Source organism: Priestia sp. ST2 (assembly GCF_055810735.1).
The window spans coordinates 685,428-706,279 of record NZ_JBVVNT010000003.1 but is presented as its reverse complement, the minus strand read 5'-3'; the positions used below and the strand labels follow the sequence as shown (position 1 = coordinate 706,279).

19 protein-coding genes and 1 pseudogene are annotated in these 20,852 nt (G+C 37.4%); 14 read left to right on the top strand and 6 right to left on the bottom strand.

Going from position 1 to position 20,852, the window contains the following annotated elements; genetic code table 11:
- The first annotated feature begins 120 nt into the window (after positions 1–120).
- Positions 121–2,049 carry a lipoteichoic acid synthase gene (gene ltaS, locus AC0KUU_RS15990; RefSeq protein WP_043980277.1) on the top strand — a complete coding sequence of 643 codons (1,929 nt, stop codon included), beginning with the start codon at positions 121–123 and terminating at the stop codon, positions 2,047–2,049.
- A gap of 76 nt (positions 2,050–2,125) precedes the next feature.
- Here the strand turns inward: ltaS and AC0KUU_RS15985 are convergent, their stop codons facing one another.
- Both AC0KUU_RS15985 and AC0KUU_RS15980 read right to left on the bottom strand, forming a co-directional pair.
- The gene (locus tag AC0KUU_RS15985) at positions 2,126–2,326 is read right to left on the bottom strand and encodes a YolD-like family protein (RefSeq protein WP_074893948.1); all 201 of its coding nucleotides are present in this window, start codon (positions 2,324–2,326) and stop codon (positions 2,126–2,128) included.
- A gap of 229 nt (positions 2,327–2,555) precedes the next feature.
- Complete coding sequence (locus AC0KUU_RS15980; RefSeq protein ID WP_043980274.1) at positions 2,556–3,026, bottom strand: GNAT family N-acetyltransferase; 471 nt, start codon at positions 3,024–3,026, stop codon at positions 2,556–2,558.
- A 111-nt stretch (positions 3,027–3,137) separates the two neighbouring features.
- Here AC0KUU_RS15980 and pdxR point away from each other — a divergent pair, with 111 nt between their 5' ends.
- From pdxR to AC0KUU_RS15930, 10 genes and pseudogenes are all read left to right on the top strand, one after another.
- Positions 3,138–4,535 (top strand): MocR-like pyridoxine biosynthesis transcription factor PdxR, encoded by a 1,398-nt coding sequence (gene pdxR / locus AC0KUU_RS15975; RefSeq protein WP_043980272.1) that lies wholly within the window; start codon positions 3,138–3,140, stop codon positions 4,533–4,535.
- 134 nt (positions 4,536–4,669) lie between these two features.
- Positions 4,670–5,605: a homocysteine S-methyltransferase gene (gene mmuM / locus AC0KUU_RS15970; protein WP_043980270.1), complete on the top strand. Its 936-nt coding sequence runs from the start codon at positions 4,670–4,672 to the stop codon at positions 5,603–5,605.
- A gap of 293 nt (positions 5,606–5,898) precedes the next feature.
- Positions 5,899–6,531 (top strand): fumarylacetoacetate hydrolase family protein, encoded by a 633-nt coding sequence (locus AC0KUU_RS15965; protein ID WP_013081877.1) that lies wholly within the window; start codon positions 5,899–5,901, stop codon positions 6,529–6,531.
- A 456-nt stretch (positions 6,532–6,987) separates the two neighbouring features.
- Positions 6,988–7,398 (top strand): CBO0543 family protein, encoded by a 411-nt coding sequence (locus tag AC0KUU_RS15960; RefSeq protein ID WP_157842262.1) that lies wholly within the window; start codon positions 6,988–6,990, stop codon positions 7,396–7,398.
- Positions 7,399–7,626: 228 nt separating this feature from the next.
- Positions 7,627–8,190, top strand: a complete 564-nt coding sequence (locus AC0KUU_RS15955) for an ImmA/IrrE family metallo-endopeptidase (RefSeq protein WP_043980266.1) — start codon at positions 7,627–7,629, stop codon at positions 8,188–8,190.
- Between the two features lie 328 nt (positions 8,191–8,518).
- Positions 8,519–9,823, top strand: a complete 1,305-nt coding sequence (locus AC0KUU_RS15950) for a CitMHS family transporter (protein WP_043980264.1) — start codon at positions 8,519–8,521, stop codon at positions 9,821–9,823.
- A 153-nt stretch (positions 9,824–9,976) separates the two neighbouring features.
- Positions 9,977–11,566 (top strand): sensor histidine kinase, encoded by a 1,590-nt coding sequence (locus tag AC0KUU_RS15945; protein WP_322551750.1) that lies wholly within the window; start codon positions 9,977–9,979, stop codon positions 11,564–11,566.
- A 27-nt stretch (positions 11,567–11,593) separates the two neighbouring features.
- Positions 11,594–12,265, top strand: a complete 672-nt coding sequence (locus AC0KUU_RS15940) for a response regulator (protein ID WP_013081881.1) — start codon at positions 11,594–11,596, stop codon at positions 12,263–12,265.
- Positions 12,266–12,289: 24 nt separating this feature from the next.
- Positions 12,290–13,258 (top strand): tripartite tricarboxylate transporter substrate binding protein, encoded by a 969-nt coding sequence (locus AC0KUU_RS15935; protein ID WP_043980258.1) that lies wholly within the window; start codon positions 12,290–12,292, stop codon positions 13,256–13,258.
- 134 nt (positions 13,259–13,392) lie between these two features.
- Positions 13,393–13,574: pseudogene (locus tag AC0KUU_RS15930) on the top strand (hypothetical protein).
- 31 nt (positions 13,575–13,605) lie between these two features.
- Here AC0KUU_RS15930 and AC0KUU_RS15925 read toward each other — a convergent pair.
- Positions 13,606–14,478, bottom strand: a complete 873-nt coding sequence (locus AC0KUU_RS15925) for a LysR family transcriptional regulator (RefSeq protein ID WP_043980256.1) — start codon at positions 14,476–14,478, stop codon at positions 13,606–13,608.
- Between the two features lie 140 nt (positions 14,479–14,618).
- Here AC0KUU_RS15925 and AC0KUU_RS15920 point away from each other — a divergent pair, with 140 nt between their 5' ends.
- Together AC0KUU_RS15920 and AC0KUU_RS15915 are read left to right on the top strand one after the other, a co-directional pair.
- Entirely contained in the window at positions 14,619–15,737 is a 1,119-nt protein-coding gene (locus AC0KUU_RS15920) for an AbrB family transcriptional regulator (protein WP_043980254.1), read from the top strand.
- 65 nt (positions 15,738–15,802) lie between these two features.
- Positions 15,803–16,576 carry a class I SAM-dependent methyltransferase gene (locus AC0KUU_RS15915; RefSeq protein WP_043980252.1) on the top strand — a complete coding sequence of 258 codons (774 nt, stop codon included), beginning with the start codon at positions 15,803–15,805 and terminating at the stop codon, positions 16,574–16,576.
- Between the two features lie 38 nt (positions 16,577–16,614).
- On the opposite strand, the gene AC0KUU_RS15910 is transcribed toward AC0KUU_RS15915, so the two are convergent.
- The 3 genes from AC0KUU_RS15910 to AC0KUU_RS15900 are packed head-to-tail and all read right to left on the bottom strand — an operon-like array spanning position 16,615 to position 19,557.
- Positions 16,615–17,460 carry an ABC transporter permease gene (locus AC0KUU_RS15910; protein ID WP_013081885.1) on the bottom strand — a complete coding sequence of 282 codons (846 nt, stop codon included), beginning with the start codon at positions 17,458–17,460 and terminating at the stop codon, positions 16,615–16,617.
- A complete protein-coding gene (locus AC0KUU_RS15905; RefSeq protein ID WP_043980250.1) occupies positions 17,453–18,658 on the bottom strand; it encodes a quaternary amine ABC transporter ATP-binding protein in 1,206 nt (401 codons plus the stop codon). The genes AC0KUU_RS15910 and AC0KUU_RS15905 overlap by 8 nt, the downstream gene beginning before the upstream one ends.
- Positions 18,659–18,693: 35 nt before the next feature.
- Complete coding sequence (locus tag AC0KUU_RS15900) at positions 18,694–19,557, bottom strand: glycine betaine ABC transporter substrate-binding protein (RefSeq protein WP_043980248.1); 864 nt, start codon at positions 19,555–19,557, stop codon at positions 18,694–18,696.
- A gap of 594 nt (positions 19,558–20,151) precedes the next feature.
- On the opposite strand from AC0KUU_RS15900, the gene AC0KUU_RS15895 reads away from it, so the two are divergent.
- Entirely contained in the window at positions 20,152–20,739 is a 588-nt protein-coding gene (locus AC0KUU_RS15895) for a TetR/AcrR family transcriptional regulator (RefSeq protein ID WP_080781636.1), read from the top strand.
- Positions 20,740–20,852: the final 113 nt, after the last annotated feature.

Sequence of the window (20,852 nt, the reverse complement as noted above, 5' to 3'; positions counted from 1 at the left end):
TCTATGGTTGTGAAGGCTAGGATTTCATTTAATTTTCATTTTCTATGAGTACAATGATAAAGGTTTTCTATATGTTCTTTGTGAATCTACTCATAAACTAATCGAGAAAGGAAAATCAAAATGAAGCGAATCGTTTCTAAGCCGCTGCACTATTTCATATTAGCCGCTGTTTTAATGTGGATAAAGTCGTATGTGGCTTATAAAACTGAATTTAACTTAGGCGTAAGCGGCGTAATGCAGCAAATGCTGCTGTTCATAAACCCTGTGAGTTCAGTGCTGATTTTTTTAGGAATCGGCTTATTTTTAAAAGGAAAGAAAGCAGGAGCTTGGATCCTTGCAGGCAGTTTCATTATGACGCTGCTGTTATACAGCAACGTTCTCTATTATCGTTTTTTTAACGATTTTGTAACGCTTCCTACACTGTTGCAAACAAGTAATGCAGGAAGTATGGGCGGAAGCATTATGGATTTATTAAAAGCACATGATGTTTTTTATTTTGTTGATTTTATTATTTATTTTTTCTTCTTTTTTAGTAAAAAAATTGACTGGCATAATGAAAAAGTATCGGTTAAGAATGCTGTAACCATTCTTTCTTTAGGATTTATGGTTTTTTCTGTAAATTTAACATTAGCAGAAATTGATCGCCCGCAGCTTCTATCTCGAACTTTTGACCGCAATTATCTAGTAAAGTATTTAGGCGCCTATAATTATACGATGTATGACGGTGTTCAGACTGCTCAAAACTCTAAACAGCGAGCTTTTGCAAGCAGCAATGATTTAACAAACGTCGTTAATTTTAAAAACAGTCATTATGCGGAGCCTAATTCCGTTTATTTTGGAAAAGCTAAAGGGAAAAATATTATTAAAATTCATTTGGAATCATTTCAGTCTTTTTTAATTGATTACAAATTAAATGGCCAGGAAGTGACACCTTTCTTAAATTCGTTGGCCCATGGAAATGACTTTACGTATTTTGATAACTTCTTTCATCAAACGGGACAAGGAAAAACATCAGATGCTGAGCTGATGATGGACAATTCTCTATACGGCCTTCCTCAAGGTTCTGCCTTTGTACTGAAAGGAAGCAATACGTATCAGGCAGCACCAGCTATTTTGGATCAAAAAGCTGGCTATACGAGCGCTGTGCTGCACGGAGACTATAAGACGTTTTGGAACCGTAACGAAATTTACAAGCAGTTCGGTGTGGATAAGTTCTTTGATGCAAGTTATTACAATATGACGGGTGAAAATAAAATTAATTATGGTTTAAAAGACAAACCGTTCTTTAAAGAATCTGTTCCAATGCTGCAGTCTTTACCGCAGCCGTTCTATGCGCATTTAATTACGTTAACAAATCACTTTCCATTTTTACTTGGAAACAATGAGGCAAGCATACAGCCGGCTAACACGGGCGATGCAACAGTTGACCGTTATTTCCAAACGGCTCGTTATTTAGACGAATCATTGCAATCTTTCTTCCAAGAACTGAAAGCTTCTGGGCTTTATGATAATTCTGTGATTATGATTTATGGAGATCACTACGGTATTTCTGAAAATCATAATGCGGCAATGGAAAAAGTAATGGGAAAAGAAATTACCCCTTATGAAAATGCTCAGCTGCAGCGTGTACCTCTATTCATTCACGTTCCTGGAGTGAAAGGCGGAGTTAATCATACGTACGGTGGAGAAATTGACGTTGTGCCAACTCTTCTTCATTTAGTAGGGATTGACAGCAAAGAGTTTATCCAATTTGGCACAGATTTATTTTCTAAGGATCATGATGATGTAGTTGCATTCCGCAATGGCAACTACGTATCTCCTAAATATACATTAGTGGATGGAACGTATTATGATTCTAAGACGGGCCAAGCCCTTAAAGAAAATAATCAAATGAAAGCTTATAAACAGAAGGTAGCGAAAGAACTGGAGTTATCTGATCAAGTGCTTTATGGAGACTTGCTTCGTTTCCACAAGCTGAAGGATTTTCAAACAGTCGACCCTTCGAAATATATGTACGGGAAAGAAGAAACAGAAACATCAGCTAAATAAAGCTAAAATCAAAAGAACATGATGACTTCTGCAAAGCAGAATGAACATCATGTTCTTTTTTACTGTAAACTATTCATTAATAAATTTCTTTAATTCCCGATAAGCGAATAGAGAAAGTATTTTGCTGTTCATCTTTTAATGAAAGCGTTTGGTCCGTTAAATCTAGGCGCTGTACTTTTCCTTTAAACGTTTGAAGCAAACCGTTTTTATAATAGTTAATTGTAACGGCCCCGTTTTTTCTTAATGCTTTTAAAATCATCTTCAAAACTCCTTCCATATTTAAAATGTTTATGATTAACGAGCTGTAACATTCATTTTCATTTGCATATTTTTATTATACACAAAAATAGAAAGCGTTTTCACTTAAAGTTTGAACACTTTGTGAAAACTTTAACAGAGAATGTGACAAATACATACAGAAACTAATTTATTTGTCGTATTCATCATAAAACACATTTATGAAAGGAGTGTTAAGAACGTGTTAAAACTTTATGGATGGAAGAATATTATAAAATATCGTTTGAAATGTCGTAGTGAATCCATTCATCGTTTGTTACATTTCCGCCCATTTTTCTGTAAAGCATTTGGGCTCTTGTGTTATCATAAGCCGTTTCCCAAGACATAGTTGCATACTGATGTTCTTTTGTATACTGGTGACTAGTCGAAAATAACTTTTCTCCAATTTTTTGTCCTCTTGCTTTTTCAGTAACGTACAAGTCATTTAAAATCGCTACAGGCTTTACACGCGTGGTGCTAAATGTAAAATAAAGCGTCGAAAAACCTACTGCTTCGTCATTTTGAGTCGCGATAAACTGAACGCCAGCATCCGGATGCTGAAATAAGTGATTAATTAAATTTCTCAGCTGCTTTTTGGTAGGCTGAGGGCGCTTGTAAAAATCAACAATGTATTCGTTCATTAATGAAATAAGTGCTTCCATGTCAGCGGCATTAGCTTGACGAATTGTAATAGTAGTCATTAAATCTTCTCCTTTTTAATCAGATGATCTACACTTATAGTAAAAGAAATGTATCCCCTCTAAAAGAGCCAGATTTGAAAAAAAAAATAGGGACAGATGAAAGGAGCTAGCGTGAAGTTCACACCTTTATTAAACCGCAAAGATGATATGCCTTTGTATCACCAGCTATATGAATATATAAAAAAAGAAATTGTATCCAGCAGGGTAGAAGTGAATGACAAACTGCCTTCTATCCGGTCTTTTGCTGATTACTTAAACGTAAGTCGAAATACTGTAGATATGGCCTATCAGCAGCTTTTAGCTGAAGGGTATGTAGAAAGCAGGCCCAAAAGTGGACTGTACGTAACGAATACACAGTTTGATTTACTGCAAACAGATAGAAAGCCGACTGTATTTTTACATCCTCACTCAGAAACAAAGTCGTATACCTATGATTTTCGGTATGGAAAAGTTGATAACCGTTTGTTTCCCTTGGATGAGTGGAAAAAACGATACAATGAAAGTCTTCAAACTTATAGAGAATCTCTGTTTACTTACCAAGAAAGTCAAGGAGAAGAATCACTGCGAGAAGAAATTGCGACGTACCTTTATCAATCAAGAGGAGTGGTTTGTTCAAAACATCAAATTATTATTGGAGCAGGTACGCAGCAATCACTCAGTTTACTAGCGCAGATGCTAAAACCAAGCATCTGGGACATTGCCTTTGAAAACCCTTGTTATGACGGGGCTAGCTTTGTATTTAAGCAGCATGGATTTTCCTTAAAACCCGTGTCGCTTAATAACAAAGGGATAAACATCCAAGAGCTTTATGATAGCCTAGCACGAGCTGTTTATGTCACACCATCTCATCAGTTTCCATACGGAATGATCATGCCTGTTTCAAGAAGAATAGAGCTTCTTAAATGGGCGAATGACCGCAACGGGTTTATTATTGAAGATGATTATGACGGAGAATTTCGTTATAAAGGCTCTCCCATCCCTTCATTGCAAAGCTTAGACACTGAGGGGCGCGTCATTTATACAGGTACATTTTCAAAATCTTTTATGCCTTCTTTAAGAATCAGCTACCTTGTATTACCTGAAGTTCTTCTAAAGGAATATCATGAACGCTTCTCTTTATACGAGCAAGCTGTTCCAACTCTCCATCAGCGGACGCTCGGGCTGATGATGAAAAATGGAGAGTGGAGTAAGCATTTAAGAAGAGTAAGAACTGCTTATCAACTGAAACACAGTACTCTTTTAGCAGCTTTACAGAAGGAGTTTAACAAAAACATCACGTTGTCAGGAGAATCTGCAGGTTTGCATATACTTATACGCGTGCACAACGATATGAACGAACAGCAATTAATTAACGCAGCTCGAAAGCAAGATGTCTCTGTCTACGGTACCTCTCGTTATTGGCTTACGGAAGTACCTAAACAAAAGCCTCATGTTTTGTTAGGCTTCGGAAGTTTGGGGAGAGAAGAAATAGAAGAAGGAATAAAACGATTAAAAAAAGCTTGGTTATAAATCCATGCTCGTTTTTTCGGTTTCTTGACAAAAGTTGCCTAGTCCTTTAGACTTTTTTGCATATATTTTAAATTATCTGAAAGGAGGATAGGGTAATCGAAGCTAACTGCTAGTGGACAACCCTAGATTAAACAATGAATCCTATCCAACAAATTTTACATACATTTCCTGTGATTGTACTAGATGGTGCAATGGCAACTGAACTGGAGAGATATGGCTGTGATCTAAACGACAGCTTATGGTCTGCTAAAGTGCTGATGGAGCAGCCAGAATTGATTAAGAGAGTGCATCAAGATTACTTTTCAGCAGGAGCTGACTGTGCGATTACAGCAAGTTATCAAAGCACATTTGAAGGTTTTTCTAAACGTGGTTTGAGTGAAGCAGAGGCTCGCGAGTTAATTCAAGCATCTGTAAAAATTGCGGCTGAAGCAAGAGATGAATTTTGGCAGCAAGAAGAGAATCGTCTTAATCGCCCAAAACCAATTGTCGCCGCTTCGGTAGGGCCTTACGGAGCATTTTTAGCAAACGGATCGGAATATACTGGACAGTATGACGTAACAGAAGAAGAGTTAATGGAATTTCATCGTCCTCGTATGAAAGCATTAATTGAAGCAGGAGCAGACGTATTAGCTTGTGAAACTATTCCTAATGTAATGGAAGCAAGAGCCATTGCGAGGCTGCTAGAAGAGTTTGAAGGAGCGTACGCATGGATTACGTTCAGCGCAAAAGATGACCTGCACATTAGCAGCGGAACATTAATCTCGGAGTGTGCACGCTATCTGGATTCCTATGAGCAAGTAGCGGCTCTTGGAGTTAACTGTACGCCGCCTCAATATATTTCTTCACTTATTAAAGAAATTAAATCTCAAACGGATAAGCCAGTCATTGTGTATCCAAATTCAGGGGAGCATTATGATGCTGAATCTAAAACATGGAACGGGATATCTGCAGGCGAAACGTATGGCTCCAGCGCTCACAGCTGGTATGAAGCAGGTGCTCAGTTAATCGGAGGGTGCTGTCGTACAACTCCAGATGATATCAAAGGCATTACAAAATGGGCTAGAAAATAACGGATTAAAAGAAAGAGAATGTGAGAAAAGTTGTTTCGCTAACGTTAAACACGAACGATCTATCAAAAATAGATCGTTCGTGTTTTTTATGGTCATGGTGAACGTAGGTTTCGTGTGGGCAGGTCCTTCTAGCTGTTACACGGAAATCAACAAAGGTGTCATAAGCAGTTCAGCTCATTTATCCCCATTTTCTGTCTTTAGATTAGATTCATTTTATTATGTCCCAATCTTTTTTTTTTGTAAAATAAAAGAATACAAGTTGAAAAATCTTTATTTGAACGAAAGAAGGGATGATGAAAGTGAAAGATATTAAAAATATTTATTGTGTAGGGCGGAACTACGCACTGCATGCAAAAGAATTACATAATGATATTCCAACATCACCTTTTTTATTTTCCAAACCTACTCACGCTCTCGTTGAAGCAGCTGGACAATCAATCACTCTTCCTAGCGACCAAGGAGAGGTGCACTTTGAAACTGAACTGATTCTTCATATTGGACAATCTTACAAAGAGGGCATAACAGTAGATGAACTTGTTGACGAGATGACGATTGGATTAGACTTGACCCTTCGAGACGTGCAGAGCGAATTAAAACAAAAAAAGCACCCTTGGCTGCTTGCAAAAGGGTTCAAACGTTCAGCGGTCGTGGGAAACTTTATTCCATTTGAAGGAGTAGAAGCATCTAAGAAGAAAGACTTTTCGTTAGTGAAAAACAATGAACGCGTGCAGCTGGGGAATATTAAAGATTTGATTTTTGACTTACAAACGATTATTGATTTTACAGGAAAACATTTTGGTCTTGATAAAGGAGATCTTATTTTTACAGGGACACCTGAGGGAGTAGGTCCGCTTACTCATCATGATGAGCTTTCACTTAAATGGGGACAGCAAGAGCTTGGTTCTTGCATCATTTCCTTTCGTTAACAAAAAGAAGCTGAAACAAAAGTAGTTTAGTTGAAGGAAGATCCGAACGATGAATTGAGATTCTTGATAGAGAATCCAACTCGTTCGGATCTTTTATTGTGATGGTGAACGTAGATTGTATATATTTGCTTCTAGCTGTTGATTAGAGGGTAAGGCGAAGACTCCGGGAGGAAAGTGGAGTGGCTGAGACCCCGCAGAAGGGTAAGTGAAGTTTTGCACGAAAATCAACAGCGGTGTACCACGCAGTCCAAATCATTTATCCTATTTGTTCGTATTTAGTTTGGCTTGCTTTCGTTATGCCTCAATCTCTTTTTCTGCGAAGTCTTAATTTTTTAGCCTTCAGAATGAATTTAATATCCAATGGGAAAGCTGTTTCTATCTCCTATAGAAAACGAGGTCCTCAGCATGGTGCTCTTAATCCTTACAACGGTGATTTCTATTTTGAGTGTACTAGTTATGCCAAAACGTATCAGCTGGATAGAAATGTACACAACTTCTTTGTTTGTTATGTTTTTAGGATCGGTAGCAGATATATATCTTGATGTTAAATATGATCTTTATGGATTCTTCACAAAAGGAGTAGATTTTGAATATCTTTTAATTTTTATTTTTGTTTATCCTGCAACGAATAGTGTATTTTTAAATTTTTATCCACAGAGCAAGAGTTTGGCTAAAAAAGCTTTATATATTACAGTGTGGGTAATTCTTACAACCCTGTTTGAATATATTTCTGCCCAAACAGAAGTGTTTTATTATAACGAATGGAAGACGCTATACTCGTTTTTTTGCTATCCTTTTCTTTATATAGCAATGGTTTTAAATTTAAAAATGATACGGAGGCTTCAGATTATCGATAAACAAAAATAGAAATAAAAAAAAGTAATGATAAATCATAAAAAAATGATATTTTATTAATGGCTACATATGTAATATAGTAAAAATAGAAAATAAACGAAGCAGCATATAAGCAGGGTTAAAAAACATCAAAACGGGAATCTTGACATTAACTTCATGTTTTTAACCATGTATTGTGAATGAATATACTTATTGCTAAATAATATGTTGTAGAAGGAATTTAGCAAAGGAGGCAAGAAGATGTTTAAGCGTAGTGAAAAAATCCAAATTCATGGCGTAACGTTTCATGGAGTCATGAGTGCGAAGCAAAAAGCCGCCCTGCAGGAAATTGCTAATGTAACAGACGAAAAAGACTGGGATGGGCTAAAAGGTGTGTATTGCTTAGGCAGTGTAAAAGTGCAAGGGAAAGATGTGCTAGGCGTGTACTATGGCCAATTTAATGATAACCTTCCAAAAGATAAGCGCAAACTTCAGTTTGAAATTGACTATATTAAATATACAGTAACGGAATGTCCTATTGTCTTTATCGATACAACAAAAAATAAAAAGCCTCATCAATTTGCTTTTATCATTCTGCATGAATTAGGCCATCATGTGGATCGTATGACAAATGGAACGCTTTTAAAAGAAGGAAATAGAACGCAAGAAATGTTTGCTAATACGTATGCTTTAGAGAAATATTCAAAAATAGAAAAGTTCCAAACAAAGAAGTTGAAAAACATTCCATTTTTAGAGGAGTCTCTTACTCAATGGAATAAAACTCCTCATTCTGGAGCTTATTCTCTTAGAGTTCAAATTGAATAATTCACGAGAATAGTTCCTCTCTCTCCGTTTTTTATTTTCCTATCTTTTTTCCTCTTCCTTTCTTTTATTCTTCCAATGAACAAAAAGGATTTAATTACCCATAAAGTTTTAAAAGTTTTTATAGTACGAATTATTTACACTATACCCTCCTGTAAATTATGATTATTTTAAGAAAAAACAGAAAATTTTAAAGTTTTAAGGTACAACTTAATAGTGAACAAGCGATGTTGTAATCGTATAGACGAACTGGCATACATATGCGAGTCATACATACAAACGAATCGCTTCCACTGTTATGAAAGCGGATTCAAAAATAGGAGGGGTAATAATGTTAGCTATTCTTGGGTTTTTGATGGTTTGTACATTTATGTTTCTAATTATGACAAAACGATTAACGCCGCTTATTGCTTTAATGGTTATTCCAGTATTGTTTGCAATCATAGGGGGATTCACAAGTGATATTGGAGAAATGGCTTTAAATGGTGTAAAAGAATTAGCACCTACAGGCGTTATGTTAATGTTTGCTATTTTATATTTTGGGATTATGATTGATGCTGGTTTGTTTGATCCAGTTGTAGGAAGAATTTTAAAAATCGTAAAAGGTGATCCACTAAAAATCACAATTGGTACAGCTATTTTAGTTCTTATTATCTCATTAGACGGAGACGGAACAACAACATATATGATTACGCTCTCAGCGATGCTTCCGCTTTATAAAAAGCTAAACATGAAGCCTATGATTTTAGCCTGTATCGCTATTATGGGTAGTGGAGTTATGAACTTAACGCCTTGGGGCGGACCTACTGCTCGTGTGATGAGCGCATTGAAGTTAGATGCTTCACAGGTGTTCACACCACTGATTCCAGCCATGATTGGTGGAGCTGTTTGGTTATTATTTACGGCTTACTATTTCGGGAAAAAAGAGCGCCAGCGCTTAGGTGTTATTGATATTCAAGACGTTACAAATGCTCAAGTAGCTTTTGCAGAAGCAGCCGCTGCTGAAGGAATCGAGTACAAGCGTCCGAAGCTTTTATGGGTAAACTTTGCTTTAACAGCTCTCTTATTAGTAGGACTTATCACAGCAGTTATGCCGCTTCAAGTTCTGTTTATGATTGGATTTGCAATCGCTATCATGATTAACTATCCAAATTTAGAAGTTCAAAAAGAGCGTATCACAGCACATGCCGGTAATGTACTTGCTGTTGTATCTCTTGTATTCGCAGCAGGCGTATTCACAGGCATTTTATCAGGTACAAAAATGGTAGATGCAATGGGTAATAGTTTAGTAGGATTAATTCCAGATGCGTTAGGGCCTTACATGTCTGTGATTACAGCCATCACAAGTATGCCATTTACGTTCTTTATGTCAAATGATGCTTACTACTATGGAATTTTACCAATTATTGCTCAAGCAGCTTCAGCATACGGTATTGATGCTGCAGAAATTGGCCGTGCTTCATTGATTGGTCAACCTGTTCACTTACTAAGTCCTTTAGTTGCTTCTACGTATCTATTGGTCGGTATGGCAAAAGTCGAGCTTGGTGAATTCCAGCGCTTTACTTTAAAGTGGACGATTGGAACAGCGATGGTGATGCTTTTAGTAGCTATTATTACAGGAGTTATTACGCTGTAAAGATCATGAACCTAAAAACTTATCAATTCCGCTTTTGGGATTGATAAGTTTTTTTGTCTAAAAAGCTTTTGGAATAAGGAGCGGATATACAAAAAATTTTGATAAAATAAAAGAGGAATAGAACTATAAGGTAAAGGCTAAAGGTGCGATGAAATGAAAAAATGGTTTCAAGTATCGCTGCAAACAAAAATCGTAGGTTTATCCGCAGCATTAATCATAACTGTTATTGTTCTTTTAGCGAGTATTTTCTCTTACATGCAGTTTGTAGAATCTAAAAGGCAAGCCGAGCAGCTGGCTCTTCAAGCAGCCAAATCAATATCATTTATGCCGGAAGTCAAAGCTGCTTTTCAAAAAAAACAGCCGAGTCGCTACATTCAGCCGCTTGCCGAGCAAGTGAGGGAACAAATCGGAGCAGCAAGTATTGTAGTTCAAAACCGTGAGCAAATCATCTATTCTCATGCTAATCAAAAATGGATAGGAAAGAAAGACAAAGAGGCGGTTAACGATAGAGCACTATTATTCGGCGGATATTATACGCTTGACGGAGAGGGAACCACAGGTCCTGCAATTATGGGGAAAGCGCCTATTGTCATCAGTCACGGAAAGTATACGGAGGTCGTGGGAGTAGTGACGGTTGAGTTTTTAAAGTCTCATGTTCATGCTCAGCTCATTACGCGCATTCAGCAAATTATCCTATTTTCACTAGCTGTTTTATTGCTTGGTATGATCGGGGGTATTTTTTTAGCTAAAAGTATTAAAAAAGATACTCTCGGTCTTGAGCCCCATGAAATCGCTTCTTTATACCGTGAACGAAATGCGATTTTACTTTCGATAAAAGAAGGAATTATTGCTATTGATCATCAAGGCTTTATTACGATGATGAATACATCAGCTAAAAATATGCTAGGACTACAGACGGAATATTTACATCATCATATCATTGAAGTGTTTCCTTATACGAATATGATTGAAGTGCTAGATACGGGAATAGCCCGAAGCGACCAAGAGATTTTTCTAAATGAAAAAACGTTTATCTTAAACTTAACACCTATTATTGAACATCAGCGAATTGTAGGAGTGGTCGCTAGTTTTCGTGATAAGACAGAATTAAAAAGTTTAATCAATACGATTTCAGAAGTACGAAAGTATTCAGAGGATTTACGAGCTCAAACGCATGAGTTTACGAATAAGCTGTATGTGTTGTCGGGTTTGCTGCAGTTAGGGCAGTACAAAGATGCATTTGAGTTTATTCAAAAAGAATCAGCCGTACACCAAACACAAAACCGTATTCTATTTGATCAGATACTAGATTCTAAAGTCCAAGCAATATTGCTTGGGAAGATTGGAAAAGCATCTGAAAAGAAAATTCACTTTTCGGTTGATTCGGAGAGTACACTCGATACGCTCCCAGAACATATTGAAATTTCTCATCTCATTATCATTATTGGGAATTTAATTGATAATGCATTTGAAGCGGTGAGTCAGCAGCCTGAAAAAGAAGTGTCGTTTTTTATTACCGATATTGGTCATGATTTAATTATTGAAGTGATGGATAACGGACCTGGTATATCAGAAGAAGTACTAAATCAAATTTTCACAAAAGGTTTTTCAACCAAAGGTACAGACAGAGGATACGGACTGGCAAATATAAAGAAAATAGTAGATGAGCTTGGAGGATCTATTGAAGTGTATAATCAGCCAAAAGGAGGAGCCATTTTTTCAGTTTACCTTCCAAAAAACTGAATCATGAGAAGTAAGGGGAGAGTTGAAATGTTAAGAGTCGCAATTGCAGAAGACGATTTTCGAATTGCTCAAGTTCAAGAGCGATTTTTATTAGAAGTAGATGGTGTGGAAGTTGTAGGTAAAGCGTTGAATGCAAAAGAGACGCTTGAAATGCTAAAGGAGAAGAAAGTTGATTTACTTCTTTTAGACATCTATATGCCAGATGAAATGGGAACAGATTTACTGCCAAAAATCAGAGCGCAGTTTCCACACGTTGACGTTATCGTGGTAACGGCTGCCACCGAAAAAAACATTGTAGAAATCTGTTTGAGAAACGGCGTCGTTAATTATTTGATTAAGCCGGTTATGATGGAATCCTTCATTAATGCTATTAAACAGTATCAAGAGAAAAAGGAACTGTTTAGTACGCATGAAGAAGTTGATCAATCATTTATTGATGCGTACTTTGGACATGTCAGAACAAAGCCAAAAGCGGATAAATCTCTTCCTTCAGGTATTGATGGTATCACATTACAAAAGTCAAAAGATATTTTAAAAAGCATCAAAGGAATTACGATCGAAGAGATGGGGCAACACATGGGAGTATCTAGAACGACAGCTAGACGATATTTAGAGTATCTAGTATCAACTGGTGAATGTCACGTTGAATATGATTATGGGATTATTGGACGGCCGGAGCGCAAGTACTATTTAGCGTAGCATTAGCCTTGAAGGATGGTATATATGATCAAAAAGCTCATGATAGTGTTTATAAGTGTATTGCTTGTTAGCTGTTCTTCTCCCTCTAAAAAAGACCATATTGATATGGGGGAAATTGAAATTGTGGCAGCCGGTGCAAAAGGCGGAGGAGCAGATGCAACAGTAAGAGCCATTCAACAGGTGCTAACGGAAAAGAAGATTGTGAAGGTACCCGTTTCTGTTAGTAATAAAATAGGTGGGCAAGGTGAAGAAGGATGGAAATATATTAAACAGAGAAAAGAAGGGAATATTGTTTCCGGAAATTCCAGCTTACTGATTACAAATAATTTGCTAGGGCAAAGTCAATTAACCTATAAAGACTTTACTCCGCTCGCTATTTTAACATCTGAATGGGAGGTCATCGTAGTCCCGGCTAACTCTCCTATATATAATTTAAAACAGCTCATACGCACGTTAAATCAAAGTGAATCCAGCATGAAAGTGGGAATATCACCTCGCTTAGGAAATGACGATCATTTATCGTTCATGCAGCTAAATAAAAAAGCAGGCGTAGACTCTTCCAAGCTTGAGTTTTTCGTTTACAACAGCAGTCATAAAGTGATCGATGCGCTCGTTCATCATCAGCTAGATGTAGCACCTATGTCATTATCAGAAGTAAAAAAGCAGTATGAACAAGGGCAGGTAAGAATACTCGCCGTTTCTTCTCCCAGCAGGCTAGAAGAGTTAAAAGAGATCCCAACGTGGAAAGAAGCGGGAATTGACGTAACATTTAGCCATTGGAGAGGTCTAATGGGACCGCCTAATATGACCAAAGAGCAGGTAGCATATTGGAATAAGACAGTGTATGAAATGGTTCATACAAAAGAATGGGAACAGCTGCTTAAAGATAACGATTTAACCTCTTTTTATAAAAATAGCAGCGGTGCTAAAGTCTTTCTTGAACAGCAAAGCAAGCTGTATTCTGACTTAATGGGCGGAACAAATGATGAATAAATACAATAGAAAGAGGTTGGGATAAAAGGATTTTAGACGGAGTGAAAAACGAACCATTGATCAAGGTTTTTGATTCGTGGTTCATTTTTTTGTTTTGGTGAGGATAGTTTCATCTGTTTTGTTCCTTCTAGCAGTTGATTGGAGGGCAAGACGAAGACTCCTGCGGGAGAAGCGGAACAGGTGAGACCCCACAGGAGAGTTAGCGACGAGGAGGCTCACACCGGCCTCCCGCGGAAAGAGAAGTCTTGCACGGAAATCAACTGCAGGGTCAAAAGCAGTTCAGCTCATACATCCCATTTGTTCGTCTTTAGATTAAATTCATTTCGGTATGTCTCAACCTCTTTCTATCAGCGTACATCTTTTAAATCCAAGTTTTGAATGAACTCAATAAAAGCTTTTACGATGTTAATCTTTAATGAATCCTCATGATAAAACATCCATGTACTGCGCGTTAAAGGCTGCTGGTCTTTTGTTTTTAACGTGTATCTGTAAATCTCTGCTGCGTCATCAAGCAGCATACTCGGCAAAATCGCATAACCGAGTCCGTTTACAACCATCTTTTTGCATGTTTCTGCTTTATCCACTTCAATACTGACAAGGGGAGGCTGAGAGTAATTTTCAGCCCACCAGTTATCAACAGATGTTTTTAAAAAACGATCTTGGTGATAATCAATTCGAGGTATATTGGGAAGGTTGTTTATATCAACAGGCTGTGCAGACGCAATGCAAATCGTTTCTTTAAAAAGCAGCTCTTTCTGATCCTGCCAGTTATAATCACCTTTTACAAACGCAATATGAACATCGTGCTTATAAAGTAAGTGGGCCATGTCACTGCTCCATCCGGTGGTGACTTTGAATTCAACGTCAGGAAATCGCTCTTTAAATAGCCGTAATAGTCCAGGGAGCTTGTAGTCAGTGAAAAAGTTAGACACTCCTAGACGTAAAGTACCGGTTAATTGATCATCCATGTTTAACACATTTTCTTTTATTTTTTGAAGCGTGAGCAGCATTTCTTCTGCACACTTCACTAAATATTCCCCCTGTGGTGTAAATTGAACGCCGCGGCGTCCTCTGTTCACAATCTGAACATGAAATTCCTTCTCCATCTGCTGCAGTCTATGCGTAAGCGCAGGCTGAGAGATAAACAGCTCCTTGGCTGCTTTTGTAATGTTTTTTTCTCGATACAACACTTGTAGAATAAGCCAATCTCGATCGTCCATACTATCCCTCCAGGAATAAAAAAAATGAATGGTTTATAATAAAATTTCGATATTTTAATTATCTCTAAAATTATACTATAGTTAAGAAGAGGAATGTTCGGTGTAAGAAAGAAAAGCCTTGTAGAAGGAAGGAAGTAGATATGAACGCAAGAATTATTTTTTTACAATCTATATTTTTTATTTTATTAACAAGCATAGGAGGATTTCTTTTATCGTTAACAGGTTTATCCATTGGCTGGATGCTTGGGACCCTCATTTTAGCTGCTATTCTAGCTTTCCGAAAGCCGCGTTTTTTATCTCAAACAAGCAAAAAAGGTATTCCAAAATATTGGCTGTACGCAGGACAGTGTATTTTAGGGATTGAATTAGGTCAGAAGATTAACTTGTCTGTATTAACTACGTTTCAATCTCACTGGTCCACCATTACGATCATGCTTTTGCTGTCCGTTGTTTTTTCTCTTTTATCCGGTTATTTGCTATGGAAGTTCAGTTCCACAGACTTATTAACAAGCTTTTTCGGCACGACTCCTGGAGGAATGAGCGCAATGCCAGGCATGGCTGAAGAGGTAGGGGCCAATACGGCAATTGTAAGCATTATTCAAACAATGCGCGTGTTTTTAGTTGTGCTTGCTGTTCCTTTATTTGTGGTCTATTGGGGAAGTAATACAGGTCGGCATGCAGTGTCAGCTACTCCAAGTATTTTTGGGTGGGAATCACTGCTATGGACAGGCGTTTTAATCGTTACAGCAGTAGTAGGCTATTATATAGGAAAAAAACTAAAATTTCCTGCTCCTTGGTTAGTAGGGGGAATGCTTACTGTTGCGATTGTTCAAACAGCTGCTTCATCGTACGCGGGATATAATCTTCAAGCATACTGGCCTCATTCTGTTATGATTTTATCGCAAATTTTTATCGCGTCAAGTATTGGTTCTCGCTTTCATAAAGAAATGTTTATTGGCGTGAGAAAAATTATAGTTGTTGCGCTTATTAATACAATCGGTTTGATCGCTGCTATGTTTGTTTGTGCACTAGCAGTCTCCAAAATAACTGGAATCGGGCTTATTACGTCTATTTTAGCGTTTGCTCCTGGAGGCATTGCAGAAATGGCAACAACATCAATTGTACTGCAAGCCGATTCGACGTTGGTAGTAGCGGTCCAAGTGCTTCGAATTTTAACCATTTGGCTGCTTCTTCCTCCGCTGTTTCGCATGTTTCATCAATGGGGAGAAAGAAAAAGAATACATTCACACGTTTCATAATAAATATGTGAATGCACTAGGCAAAGTAATAGAGAGTTTTAAAGAGAAAAATGGGGGGAGAATAGATGAGTAATAAAGAAATGGTGGTCAGTCAGTTCGGGGGGAATGCTGGAAAGTACGTCAAAAGTAAAGGTCATGCGAAAGGCAAAGATTTAGCTATTTTAGCGGAAATTGCTGAAGAAAATAGAGGAGGAAAGCTGCTTGATGTAGCAACAGGAGGAGGACACGTGGCAAATAAGCTAGCACCTGTTTTTCAAGAAGTAACGGCTTTTGACTTAACTCCTCAAATGCTGCAAAGTGCTGAAGGCTTCATTAAAGAAAATGGTTATGAAAATGTATCGTTTGTTCAAGGAGATGCTGAAGATATGCCATTTCAAGATGACGAGTTTGATACGGTAACGTGCAGAATTGCACCGCACCATTTTCCTAATATTAAACAGTTCATCAAAGAGGTGTACCGAGTGTTAAAGCCAGGCGGACAGTTCTTGCTCATTGATAATGTAGCACCGGAAGTGAATGCTTATGACGAGTTTTATAATCGAGTTGAAAAGACAAGAGATCCAAGCCATTATCGTGCCTATAAAAAAACAGAGTGGCTTTCTATGCTTGAAATGCAAGGATTCCGTACAGAAGTGCTGACAACTTTTCCAAAGCGCTTTTTATTTGATGACTGGTGCGGGATGATGAATGTTTCGGAAGAGACAAAGCGTGAGCTTACTCAATATATGCTGAATATACCAAGCGGATTTAAGCAATTTTTCGACATCAAAACAAATCAACAAAGAATTGAATCGTTTCAAGGAGAAGCAATCTTTGTAGCGTGTTACAAAAATAAATAAAAAGAGGCCAACTCATCGGAGTTGGCTTCTTTTTTTACTTATGCTCGTTGGTTTGAACGATTTCCAAAATATTGCGTAATACGATCTAAAATAATCGCTAAAATAACGATTGAAATTCCAGCTTCAAAGCCCGTGCCGACTTCAAGTCGAGAAACTGCACGATATACTTCCGCACCAAGTCCCGGAGCACCTACAAGAGAGGCAATAACAACCATTGAAAGAGATAGCATGATGCTTTGGTTAATTCCGGCCATGATTGTTTTTGTGGCTAATGGAAGCTGTACTTTAAATAATTTTTGTTTTGTTGTTGAACCGTAGGCATTTGCTGCTTCTACTAGGTCAGCGGGTACTTCGCGAATACCTAGGTTCGTTAAACGAATCGTCGGAGGCATTGCAAAGATAACAGATGAGATAACACCTGGTACCACACCGATTCCAAAAAAGAAAAGTGCTGGAATCAAATAAACAAATGCGGGCATTGTTTGCATAAAGTCTAAGATTGGCGTAATAATTCGAGCCGTCTTTTCGCTTTGAGATGCCCAAATGCCAAGCGGAATTCCTACTATAATCGAAATCAGTACGCTTGTTAAAACGAGAGCTAGTGTGTCCATGGTTTCTTGCCAGTAGCCAAGATTAAGAATAAATAACAGGCCAATCATCGATAAAATAGTAAATGACCATTTTTTACTTGAAAACCAAGCAATGATTCCGACAATTAAGATTAAAATTAATGCGGGTGGAAAGGTTAGCACTAGTACAATAAAACTTACAATACCATCGACAATAGCTGAAATAACATCAAAAAACCCTTTGATATTATCATTTAAAAACGTGACAAAATGGTCAATCCAATTGCCAACAGGAATTTTAGGAATACTATTCATTTACGTTCACCTCATTACTATCAGTACCGGCGAGTGCTTCAATCACTCGTTCTTTTTTAATGATGCCGCGCAGACGATGGTTTTCATCTACAACCGGTAGTGGAAAGCGGCTGATAACCATTTTGTCGTACAGGTTTTCTAGTAGCGTATCTGTTGTAACAGTTGGAATATCCGTATCTAATACGTCTGCTGTCAGTTTATTTTGTTTAATGGCACGGCTAATATCATCTGCAGTTACAACTCCTAAAAGAGTTTTTTTCTTGTCTACGACGTAGATGCTTGAATAACCAGCTTCTTGCATAATTTTAAGAGCCACGCGCGGACCTCGGTCTACGGTAATAGATTCGGCACGGTTCATCACGCTTTCAGCTGTGTATACTTTAGCTACATTAACGTCTTCCACAAAGCGCTCAACATAATCATTGGCAGGGTTTGTCATAATTTCTTCAGGTGTTCCTACCTGAACAACACTGCCGTCTTTCATTAAAACGATGCGATCTCCGATTCGAAGAGCTTCATCAAGATCATGGGTAATAAAAATGATTGTACGTTCCATTTTTTCTTGAAGCTCCAGTAAGAAATCTTGCATGTCTTTACGAATAAGCGGATCTAGTGCACTGAATGCTTCATCCATTAATAAAATATCAGGGTCATTGGCAAGTGCTCGGGCCAGTCCGACACGCTGCTGCATACCGCCGCTCAGTTCACCAGGGTATTGATTTTCGTACCCTTTCAAACCTACTAATTCAAGCGCTTCTTTTGCTTTCTTTTCACGTTCGTCTTTTGGTGTACCTTGAACTTCTAGTCCGTATTCTGTGTTATCAAGAACCGTACGGTGAGGGAATAGGGCAAAGTTTTGAAAAACCATGCTCATTTTTTTTCGGCGCATGTCGCGGAGTTCATCTTTGTTCATTTTTACTACATCGTCACCGTCTAAAATAAGGGATCCAGATGTTGGTTCAACAAGGCGATTAAACATACGAACTAAAGTGGATTTACCACTTCCAGACAGGCCCATAATAACGAAGATTTCACCGGATTTGATTTCGAAGTTTGCTTGATTAACCCCTATTGTCATTCCTGTTTCTTCTAGAATTTCTTTTTTTGTTTTTCCTTTTTGAAGTAAATCAATCGCTTTTGACGGATTCTTACCAAACACTTTGGTTATATTTTGTACTTTTAATTTTACGTGTTCCATATGTCCACCTCAATTGTTGTTTTCTTTTACGTCCATTAATCTTTTGTCCAACTGTCAACTAGCTTTTTATGCTTTTTTACCCATTCTTGCGCTGCTTCTTCAGGATTCGAAGATTTTTCAACTTGTGATAGAAGAGGACTGATTAATTTATCATTCATCTGTGCATTATTCATCCATTTTATGACTTGAGGATTTGTCTTTTTAAATTCCTTGCTTGTCATTGTGTAAATGTTGTCAGGGTCTCCAAACGAATTTTTAGGATCTTTTAAGTATTTGATATCAAAGTCTGCAAAAGCCCAGTGAGGATTCCACATAGTAACAACAATTGGTTTTTTGGCATCATAGGCTTTGCGCAGTTCACTGAGCATAGCTGCCTCAGACGATTTTACAAGCGTATAGCTTTTAAGGTCATAATCCTTTAACGCCTGTTCGGCTAATCCATTAATACTGGAGCCTGGGTCAATTCCAATTACTTTGTTATCGACATCAGAAGCAACCTTAGCAAGGTCTTCCGTTGTGTTCACATCTTTCATATAGGAGGGAACTGCGAATCCTAAGCGCGCGTTTTTTAGCCAAGGGTCTTCGATGTTCACTTGATCTTTATACTTTTTGTAAAAAGGCGCATCTGTTGTAGGCAGCCATGGTGCAAACGAAATATCAATATCGTCATTGGCCGTTCCTACCCAAACACCGGCTTTCTCTAAGAAAACAGTTCTAACCTTGTAGCCTCGATCTTCTAAAATCTGTTTCCATACGTACGTGTAGGCGATGTTTTCAGTATAGTTATTCATGCCGATGGTAATGGTTTTTTTATCTTTAAATGCGCCATTACCGTTGCCGCAAGCCGAAGTAATAACTAGAAGAAAACAAATCATGCTGATTAACAATAGTTTCTTCATGCAATGTAACTCCTTTATAAAGTTTTAAATCAATCTGACTGATATGTAGAACGAGTGCTAAACACAACGAAGTGTATACCCGGTTTTTTTAGGTGGTAAACATAGAAAATATAAAATGTGAAATAGAGTGGGTGATTTTTTGGCGTTATAAAGTTATTTTTAGCTAAAAATGTACATCGTAGTTAAGAGAAATTATGGGAAATAAATGGATAAAATAAGTGACTGTAGAATCAGTTTTACATGTTACCACTCTTTTTTTTACTCCGTCAACTTCGAGTGAAGAGTAATTAAGCGATAAAGCTTTATAAATAAACGCAGAAAAGTATCTTTCTACTAAAGATACTTTTTCAGAAAAATAGTTGCTTAAAGAGCGTTGTATCAGCTTTTACTTTGGATGGTGAAAGGAAGAGAAATAACAGTGAGACATATAAAAAGAACGAGGGTAAAATGATAAAATAAAAAAATATTTTGAAGGCGGCATGCGACCAATTTTTTAATTAAATTTAAAGATTCAGAAAATTTTATCTTGCATAATTTGTGTTGCTTATAGTAAAATGAATGAAAGTCATTCATTTTATAGGTGGAGGGAAAGAGTTGGTTACAAGCACAAGTGAAAAATACGATAAAATCTTACAGGCAGCGATTGAAGTTATATCTGAAAAGGGGCTTGATAAAACGTCAATTTCAGACATTGTAAAGCGTGCAGGCGTAGCTCAAGGAACTTTTTATCTTTATTTCAGATCCAAAAATGCCCTTGTTCCTGCGATTGCAGAAAACTTACTTTCTTTGTCGCTTGAAAAAATTAAAGAAAGAGCTAAAACAGCAACGAATTTTTTAAGTACATTAGAGGTAATGATTGACGAAACGTATAAAACAACTGATGAATATAGAGATGTTCTTGTTTTATGCTATTCGGGGCTCGCTTTTGACTATTCATTAGAAACATGGGAAGCTATTTACTTACCTTATTACAACTGGTTTGAAGAGGTATTAAACGAGGCTGTTAGAAAGGAAGAAGTCATTAAGCAGCTTAACGTTAAATGGACAGCTAAAACGATGATCAATTTGATTGAAAATGCTGCGGAACTTTTTTATATCGGGCGAGAGCAAGATGTCACACTTGAGCAATCAAAGGAAGAACTTTTTCAATTCTTAAAGCGTTCTCTTGTGCCATCCGTGTAATATTAGCGCTGCTGATATTACACCTATCAAAATGACTGACATTCATTCAAACTATATAATTAATTATCAGAATTATAAGTTTTTAAAAGTTTAAAATGACTGACAATCAGTCG